The organism is Salinivibrio sp. HTSP (assembly GCF_003390965.1).
GTDB classification, from domain to species: Bacteria; Pseudomonadota; Gammaproteobacteria; order Enterobacterales; family Vibrionaceae; genus Salinivibrio; species Salinivibrio kushneri.
This window is the reverse complement of record NZ_PXUD01000017.1, coordinates 1-9,079: the sequence shown is the minus strand read 5'-3', so window position 1 is coordinate 9,079 and position 9,079 is coordinate 1. Positions and strand designations below refer to the sequence as shown.

The following is a 9,079-nucleotide window of genomic DNA, read 5'->3' as shown; positions in this document are numbered from 1 at the left end:
CCTCCTCAGGTCGTCGATGCGTGTCCAGTAAAACGGATCAAGTCCAAGAACAACTGGATTTTGTTGTTAACCATGTTTGTACAACCTTGCTGATGCCAGTGCGCCAACACGATACCAGTCAGTGGCGCAAGAATGGCGCGCATCATACCACTTAATCAGAGGGATGAGAAAAGCGAGGGGTCCTGGATTATCGATGACAACGCGCGGTATCGAATTAGCCACTCTCACCTAATAGACTACGTACGCAATTTAGATCCTAGTCTAGTTATTCGACATGTTTATACGTTCAGTGTTTACCTGCTGCTATTAAGGGGACATTATAAAAGCTGTCCGATCTTGAGACAGACTCGGTTGAATCAAAGTCGATAAGTTGGTGGGTAAGGGAGTGAAATGGTCGCACCTAAAAGTCTCATTTTTCAGTTACACCAACATTGGGAGGTTACTGAGCAGCTAACGCGGCTTTCGCGAGAGTTTCCAGCTTTTGATCTGAGAGTACTCGAGCAGGTGATCAATCAATACAAAAATAAGCAAACAGACAGCAATACTGTGCTCACTAGCCTTGTTAATGCAGATATATTGCAACCTATCAACCGAAGTAGTGACTATCAGCTAAATACATTAGTCGTGGATTTTGTGAGAGGCTTGACGCAAGAGCATGAGCTTGGCCTATCAGCAGTACTTAGAGCGCGAGTCGACGCGATTAAAGACGCTACCAGCCAGGTGTTAGAAGGACTAGATGGGTCGGACAATGATTTGTTGCGTGCCGGCGCGAACAGACTCTCAGAGCTTATCAGAAAGATCACCCAACAGCTAATCCAAGACAAACAAGCAATTTTTGAAATTGCAGAATTAGCGAAATCGGCGGATACCAGTATGCCAATTGAACGTCGTTACCGTGAAGTCCTAGAGGTGTACGATCAATATGTTGAGCCGATGAACGAAATGATGGACAGCGGCCTTGGTGGTAGCTTCTATCCTTTGTTGGAAAAAGCAGAAGAAGCGCTGGATGATGCGGTCGATCTACTCTCGATACGTGGCGCTTTATATCAACAAAGGCTGGCAATGCGCCAGATAGCTTATCAAGTTAAAGAGCTTCGTTATCAAGGACGCGTCATTGCTCAACAATGTGCCGACACTTTGCTGCCATTACGAGAGGAAGCAAGACAGCATAACCAGCTTTCAGCGGTGATTAGTAAGCAGCTCAGTCAAGTTCGTAAAAAGGGATTAGCGCGAGGGCTCAACGCCAAGGGACTACCTTTGTGGACAAGTAGCCGCGTCACCAAAATTCAATTGGGCAATGAGGTGCGCGAGTTGATGGCTGAATTTATGAATTTTGAGCCTATTGCTGTTGTTTTCCCTGATGAAGAGGATGGACCGACGAGTTCAACAGTCAGCTGGGTGGATGAAGCGCGGTTGAGAGAACAGTTGAGCGATTCGTTGCCGGTTGACAATCTTATGATATGGCTGAGGGAGCACTATCCGCATTTACCGGACGCAGCGTTATTAAGACTTTACCATGAACTTGTACAAGATCCTCAATGGGAAAGCACGTTAGGGCCACACTCGGATACTACAGCGTTAAACACCGTCGCCGTTACTTATTACCCTCATAAAATCAGAGCATTAACTGATCCAACTCCTGCAAAGGGTATAGATCATGCAAAATAGTAAAATCGATTTAAATGAACTGGCACATTTGACCGAGTTATTTCACCTTTTTAGTTCTGGACGACACCTTAACCGCTCGGCGGATGCCGCGCTATGGCATGAGCTTGAATTGCAAGCAGAACAGTATCAGTATCTATTTGCAAACCTAGGTTTTGAGTTGCGCATTGATGGACGCGGCTTTGCTTGGTTTCATGATAAAGAAGGTAATCAGAACATCAATAAACAATCACGTCAGTTAGCATTATTGCTGATGGTGCTATTTGATCACCAAGCGGATAGCGGTCGCTCCCTTGGCCAGTTTTACCAATGGACAATTGATAATCCTTTACTTGATGACATTTACGAAAAGCATCAAGGACTTTTGGATGCAGAAGAGCTAGACCGAGATGCACTCGCAAAGATACTCGACAACGCTGTGCGAAAAGGTTTTGCCGTTCAAGAGAACAATCACTGGCGTTTGCTGCCGTCGGTATATCGCTACCTTGATCACTTCCAAGCAATTACAGAGCACGCATCTGAGAATGATATAGCGGCTACGGCTTATGAGGAAGATGAATCATGTTAAGTTATGGTTTTCAACGTGTAGCGTTAATCGGCAGTGCGGGATACCAGCGTGCTGAACTTCCTCTCGACGATTCTGTGTCATTAATCGCACCCAATAACCATGGCAAAACAAGCCTTATCAATGCGCTTCAATTTCTACTTATCATCGATCAGAGAAAAATGGATTTTGGCTCGCACACGCGAGATCAAACGCGTCGTTTTTACTTCCCAAATAATAGCGCCTACATCTTGCTAGAAGTAATTCTACCGCAAACGGGCACAGTAGTGTTTGGGTGTGTCGGTAAAGGGGTGGGCCATGACTATGAGTACTTTGCCTACACGGGAGAGTTGAATTAAGACGATTATCGTTTAGATGATGGTAATATCGTCAGCCAACCAAAGCTTGTCAGTCACTTAGCAAAAAAGAAATACAGCGTCTCTCGATATAACGAGAGGGACTTCCGTCACTTGATTTATGGCGGTGCAAAAAGTAAGAAGACGAGCGATATTGATTTTACCGTATTCAAGCTTGAGCACATTAGCGATGCCCGTTCCTTTCAGCAGGTACTCACCAAGACGTTGCGACTCGACAAACTAAACTCTAGTGATGTGAAAAAATATTTGTTAACGATATTTAGTCGAGAGTTACCCAACGCCAGCATTGATTTTAAGCAGGAATGGGAAAAAGCGTTTCAAGACATTAATCTAGAGCGCGAGCAGTACCTAGCCGCTTTCAATAATCGAGAGACGATTCAACAACTCGAGCAAAAGTTTGAGCGAACCTTATCTTTACGAGGAAAGATCACCGTATGCCAACCGAAAGTGGATGAGTTGCTAAAAGACTGGCATGGTCACGTTCAAACGACGAGGGAACGGCTAGTTAAGCAAAAGGCTAAGCTTGAACAAGCCTCGCGCGAACTTCGAGACTATGATATCGCTCTAGCTGGAGAACGCCAGGACTTAGCCAATAAACTGGCAGAGCTAGATCGTACGGAGCAGCATTATCAAGAGCTTAAAGCGCGCTTTGCCCTGATTCCGAATCAAGAGTTCCTAGAGAGTCAGTTACGATCCGCCGAGAAAGAGTATGAAGCGCAGGCCACATTATGTGTTCAGTCCCAGCGCTCCTCTTCCGAGATGCTTAACAAACAATTGCAAGAAAAAGAACAGCAGCGCCAGCGGTTGCAGTCTCAACAGCGAACCTTAAATGACAATTTATACCTTCACCTTTCTGAGACGCTCAATACACACGAGTTAGATAATCTAAACAAGGTGCTCAGCCAACAAGTCCTGCAACTGCCCCCTTCGCAGTACTCGCTTAATGCTGAGCAGTTGCGAAGCGTTTTTAATTGCGAGTCCTCACAGCAATGCTTGCTCCCCGGCTTAACATTGTCGGTTCATGAGCTATTGCCTCAGCATGTGCAAAAAACAGAATCAGAGATTTTGGAGGAAATTGGTAGCATTAATGAGCAGATAAACGAGCTCAAAGAACTACTTCAAGCAAGTAGAGAGCAAGAGGCGGCTGAGAGGAAAAAGGCCGAATTAAATAGTGCCGTTAGGCAGTGTGAACAAGAGCTAAAAGAATTCCAACAGTTACAAGAGTTAACACACAATCAAGCACAGCGAATCGAGCAAAGACAGGCTGTTGAGAAACAGCGAGTAGCGATTAACGATGCGCTTAACAACTCAGGAGAAAAGCAAGCCGATCTTTCAAGGCAATTAAGTGAGGTAGCGGATAAGCTTAATAAGCTGGCTTCAGACGATAGCAGTGTTGAAAAACTAAAGAAACAAAGAATAGATGACCAAGCGCTATTTAGCGGACTTTCTGACCAGCCACATTCGCCCTGGATAGCGGGGGATGATTGGTCTTTGGCGTCACTTCCGGATCGTCTTCAGGACTACATTGAAGATTGCAAAGCCCTTGATCAGCTATCAAAAGAATTGCGCCAAATGAAAAATGAATTGGGTCAAAAAGGGCTGACTAAGTTTCAGATGGCGCAAACACAAGATGAAGAATTAGAGGGTATTATTCAATTCAATCATTGTTTGGACGATGAGAAAAAAGCACTGGAAAGGCGGGCACGATCGGCCGTCGTCAACGTCACTGCCAGTTTAAGAGAGCTGCGCAGTGGTTTATATGCATTGCAAAGTAAGATGAAGGAATTCAACCGCCTGATCAGCCAAAGGCAGCTGTCAGATCTTAAAATTTTCAAAATTGAGCCAGTCGAACAAAGTCTGCTTGTTGATGCGATGAATGTGCTGATCCAACAAGCAGAGCAAACTGAAAGTGGTCAAAGTTTTGAGCTATTTGATCAGGGCAGTATCCTCGATGATGCTGATTTAGAGCGCGCGAAGAGCCTGCTGATTGATGAGGGCAATGCTCGCCAAGGTTTAAGAGTGGCAGACTTATTCCGGCTTGAATTTGTCGTTGCTAAGCACGGCCAGCAGCAAGAGTCATTTGAAGAAATTGATAGTGCCGCCTCTAACGGAACCGTATTGATGGCGAAGCTTGTGACGGGCTTGGCGATGTTGTACCTCATGCAAGATAAACGCCACCAAATGAAAGCAGTCTGTTATTTGGATGAAGCGTCAGCTTTGGATACCCAGAACCAAACGAGCTTAATAGAGATTGCGGATCAATTCGGCTTTGCCTTGATATTTGCCTCACCAGCCCCCTTAACCACCGCGCGTTATTGTGTGCCAATTCACCAAGCCAATGGTAAAAATCATATTAGTCGTAATAGCTGGCAGATTTTCGAACCACTAGAGAGTCAAGAGCTGCCCCAATCATATGCAGAGCCATCGCTATGAGCCAGGCGTTGGTGAAAGCACTCTCGCGACTCGTTGAGGTTTACCCTGATTCCGTTGCCGGGAGTAGAATGACACCGTCTCAAAAGAAGCAGCTTGAAGCGTTCAATCACAAAACGCGGTGTGTGCAAATTACGCCTAAAGGCCGTGGTGTTGTTTATCGAATTCAAGACATGGATGTAGCCGCCGTTGAACTTGAACGATTAGCCCCCGAACAACATGTATCTTCCAGTGTACCGCAACGAACGGTAAACATAGCCTCGACACGCAGCAGCAAACAAGGATACACAGCTCTCGATGTCAGTTACGTGCTGGCTAAAACGGTTGCGAACCCTTTGTGGGAGGTTTCCGGAGTACCAACCGAGCACTTAAATGCAGCCACAGAAGCGTTTGGTGTATTCTCGCTTGAAGTTGGCGGAGAGCGAAATAGCCATCTTCACACAGAACATTCCATTTGGCTGGTGGAGAACCAAGCGCTATTTGACAGACTAGATTGGTTGCCCAATAACGACCCTACTACCGTTATTTGGTACCGCGGACAGCTACACAACAAACTGATTGATTGGTTATCGGTGCCTGAAAGGGCACCGATAGTCTACTTTTTTGCTGACTATGATGGAGTTGGGCTGAATAACTACCGCCGCCTCAAAGAGAAGCTTACAGAAAGAGCAGAGTTTTGGATGATGCCGAATTGGAAGGCGTTTTTGTTACGTTATGGACAAAACCAGCTTTGGGTTGACACCGCCCGGGACTTTGTCTCTTTCGAGCGCAACAGCCAAAAGCTTTTAGCACAGTCATCAGAGTTACGAGAGTTGGTGACGGAAATGCAGAAGCATGGCTTAGCTTTGGAGCAAGAGGTGATTTGGTTGAATGACTAATATCTGTGATTTCATCTTATATTTACAGGTATACATTAGTGGATTGATGATAATTCAAAATGAATTCTCGTGAACAGCTAAATTAAGAGTGATTAAAAGGGAAGATGACTTCCCTTATATTGTAATTACATTTCAGATTGTCTGCTTTTACTTAGTCTAACACATGTAGATTACGATATTCGTCATAAGCGTACTGATCGGTCATGCCGCTAATATAGTCTTGGATGAGGCGGACTCGAAAATAAAACTCCCAAACATCGTCTTCAAAGTTATAGGGTAAGTACGTAAGGTCAGACGGTTTATTTTTTTCTTGCTCTAACCTTTGCATAGCGATTTCGTATGCTCGAAGGTGCTTGTTCGGTAGTTTTTTGTAGAGTCTTCTCTCGTATAGAGGGGCTTCTTTAATGTTGGTAAAAGTCTCTTTGCTTAATAGTAATAATGGCTTATACGCTTCAAGTAACCCCGTAATGATTCTATATCCTTGTAGCTCACTTTTTTCTACTTCTGGATCGCAGAAAGCATAGTTCATAGCAACATTCTTAAGAGCTTTCACTAATGCATGATTATCACTATGATCTTCAATTAGCGCTCTATTGAAGCTCCCGTGAAATACATTCTCTATGTTATCTATAAACTGTTTGCATGCATGTTTTGGTAGGCGTTTGTTTATTTCCACGCGAAGAGTAATGAAGAAGTGGCTGTTCGCACAGTTATCGGATTTTGAAGCGCTTTCACTGGCGACATCAACGATCTTTTTCATCTCTTCACTGTTTTGCAAATCGTACTCTTTTACAAGAGATTGGTATTCGTCGTTTAAAACTTCTTTGAGTTGATCTACTGTGATAATGCCTTTTTCAACAGCATCCTCAATGTCTGCAATGCCGTAGGAAATATCATCCGCAGCTTCCATTATGTATGAAAATGGAGAGCGGCAATGAGAGTCCATTGACAGCACCGTTTTTAGTGACTCTATGTAGCGGTGTTCACTTAAGTAATAACCCACTTTTTTCATCAAATAGTCATAGTCATGTAATTCCGAGTTGCTCTTTGTTTTAGGCGATGGTTGATCCCCACGGCGAGTATACTTGAACACACCAGATACTTGCGAATAGGTTAGATTGAGCTCGAGTAGAGTGTGAACTAGGCGGATAGCCTGTGCGTTACCTTCGAAATTGGTAAGATCTTGTTGGATTGGCTTTGGCAAGTCGATTGTGGGCTCACCGTTCTTATCCATTACAAGAGATAGTAAATTTCTAGAAAACCAATCGTTTATAGCTTGCTCTCCAAAATGTCCGAAAGGTGGATTGCCAATGTCATGCATTAAACATGACATTTCGACTATCGACTCAAATTGACGTTCTAATCCGGTTAGCTCGTATTCTTGTTTAGATTCTTCAGAGAGCTCTTTAAAGATTAATTGAGTGATGTATCGACCAACTTGTTGAACTTCGAGAGAATGAGTGAGACGGCTGCGAACTGCAGCATTACGTTCGAGGGGAAAGACTTGAGTTTTTTGTTGAAGCCTTCTGATTGCAGCTGAGTTGAGGATCCTACCTCGATCACTTTCGAAGCTTTCTTGTGCTGAAATTTTGCTGGATTCAGTCAGTGGACGAGGTTTAATGGCTTTTCCGCTATGATATACCCTTGTTCCTCGAACTTTTTCTTTGAAGTTGATAGCCATAATAGTTCCTCTTTGTTTAACGCGCTGAAGAAACTATACCTAAGATTCTAGTCGGCTCATATTAGATTGGATAAATAATGTGATTAGGGATTTAGTCATTGTGAAGAACATTGACTAGGGGAGGATGACCAAAAAGCTGGTTTTTAGCTGTATTTAGTGAGATGTTCCGGTATTTATCTATTGACTTTATTGTTAACATTAATCAAGGGGTTGCTTTTTTGGCAAGTTATAGGGTTTTAATATACTTGGTTCGAGATGATGTTGATCCACTTTAACGGACACGTCTTTCGTTAAGTACATTGTTTTTCAAACGCTATCGGCGACATATAACCAATGCTGCTGTGTAACCGTGTTCGATTATAAAAGTACTGAATATATTTTCTGAGCTTCTCTCGTAAGTGCCTTAAGTTAGCAATCGGTGCATCTTTGATTAACTCGCCCTTAAGCGACTTAAAGAACGACTCGACTTCTGCATTATCCGTGCATTTCCCTGGTCGATTCATGCTCTGCTCAACACCGTGTTCCGCCAGTAAATGTCGCACCCTATCCGCACAATACTCGCGCCCTCTGTCGGTATGAAATAGCAGCCCCCGTTTAGGCTTTCGGCTAGCGAGTGCTTTGACGATGGTGAACATCGTCAAGTTTGAATCAAGTCTGTCGCTGAGCGCCCAGCTAAGTACTTTTTTTGAGTAAACATCAATCACTACCGCTAAGTAGCCCCATCGGTTTCCTACTTTTATGTAGGTAACATCCGCAGTCCATTGTTGATTGATTTTACTCGCCTTTTCTTGTTCTAAGCGTCGATTGACGAGTCCTTTAAAGAACGTCCGACTCTTTTTCTGACGACGGTAAACACGGTCCACTCTCGCCTTTAAACCGGCTTCTCGCATCAAGCGGGCCACACGCTTACGACTCACTGCGAGACCTTTTGCCTTCAACGCCGCATGGATTTTAGGACTCCCATATCTGCCTTCGCTTTTACGGTAGATGAACGCTATCTCTGCGCCTAGCTCACTATCTGCGCGCGCGTGTCCTGACTGTCCGCGGCTTAGCCAATCATAATAGCCACTACGAGACACAGACAGGTGCCTACACAGCTTCTTTACTGAGTAAACATCACTATATTGCTTTACGAATCGATAGGCTTGCGCCTTTGTTCTGCTTGAAAGCGTTGCCACTTTTTTAAGATATCGTTCTCCTCTTCAAGCTCTGTGATCCGTCGCTTGAGTGCCGATAACTCATCCTTTACCTTGTCTGGCTTCACTTTATTTTTTTGGGACTTGACCATACCAAACTCTCCATTTCGATACGCTTTACGCCATTTCGATAGCATGAATGGATGGATATCAAGCGCCTCTGCAACCGACTTCACTGTTCGATGCGTTTCATAGCTCCATTCAACCGCTTTCAGTTTGAAGTCTAGTGAATATTGCGCTGTCTTTTTACCCGTTTTATAGGCTGGCATACTGACCTCCTCAGGTCGTCGATGCGTGTCCAGTAAAAC

The 9,079-nt window shown here is 44.2% G+C and carries 8 protein-coding genes; 5 read left to right on the top strand and 3 right to left on the bottom strand.

What is annotated here, in order from left to right; genetic code table 11:
• The first annotated feature begins 390 nt into the window (after positions 1–390).
• The 5 genes from C7A19_RS04125 to C7A19_RS04110 all read left to right on the top strand — a co-directional run bounded on the left by C7A19_RS04125 (position 391) and on the right by C7A19_RS04110 (position 5,894).
• A complete protein-coding gene (locus C7A19_RS04125) occupies positions 391–1,668 on the top strand; it encodes a hypothetical protein (RefSeq protein ID WP_116644248.1) in 1,278 nt (425 codons plus the stop codon).
• A complete protein-coding gene (locus C7A19_RS04120; protein WP_069362957.1) occupies positions 1,658–2,233 on the top strand; it encodes a hypothetical protein in 576 nt (191 codons plus the stop codon). Before C7A19_RS04125 ends, C7A19_RS04120 begins: the two co-directional genes overlap by 11 nt.
• Positions 2,227–2,568: a DUF2813 domain-containing protein gene (locus C7A19_RS15740; RefSeq protein WP_235614259.1), complete on the top strand. Its 342-nt coding sequence runs from the start codon at positions 2,227–2,229 to the stop codon at positions 2,566–2,568. Before C7A19_RS04120 ends, C7A19_RS15740 begins: the two co-directional genes overlap by 7 nt.
• A gap of 111 nt (positions 2,569–2,679) precedes the next feature.
• Positions 2,680–5,019, top strand: coding sequence for a hypothetical protein (locus tag C7A19_RS04115; RefSeq protein WP_235614258.1), 2,340 nt, complete (start codon positions 2,680–2,682; stop codon positions 5,017–5,019).
• Complete coding sequence (locus C7A19_RS04110; protein WP_069362959.1) at positions 5,016–5,894, top strand: Wadjet anti-phage system protein JetD domain-containing protein; 879 nt, start codon at positions 5,016–5,018, stop codon at positions 5,892–5,894. The genes C7A19_RS04115 and C7A19_RS04110 overlap by 4 nt, the downstream gene beginning before the upstream one ends.
• 151 nt (positions 5,895–6,045) lie before the next feature.
• Here the strand turns inward: C7A19_RS04110 and dgt are convergent, their stop codons facing one another.
• The 3 genes from dgt to C7A19_RS04095 all read right to left on the bottom strand — a co-directional run bounded on the left by dgt (position 6,046) and on the right by C7A19_RS04095 (position 9,040).
• Positions 6,046–7,575: a dGTPase gene (gene dgt, locus C7A19_RS04105; RefSeq protein WP_116644247.1), complete on the bottom strand. Its 1,530-nt coding sequence runs from the start codon at positions 7,573–7,575 to the stop codon at positions 6,046–6,048.
• A gap of 290 nt (positions 7,576–7,865) precedes the next feature.
• Complete coding sequence (locus tag C7A19_RS04100) at positions 7,866–8,753, bottom strand: IS3 family transposase (RefSeq protein WP_077661651.1); 888 nt, start codon at positions 8,751–8,753, stop codon at positions 7,866–7,868.
• The gene (locus C7A19_RS04095; RefSeq protein ID WP_155522537.1) at positions 8,705–9,040 is read right to left on the bottom strand and encodes a transposase; all 336 of its coding nucleotides are present in this window, start codon (positions 9,038–9,040) and stop codon (positions 8,705–8,707) included. Before C7A19_RS04095 ends, C7A19_RS04100 begins: the two co-directional genes overlap by 49 nt.
• Positions 9,041–9,079: the final 39 nt, after the last annotated feature.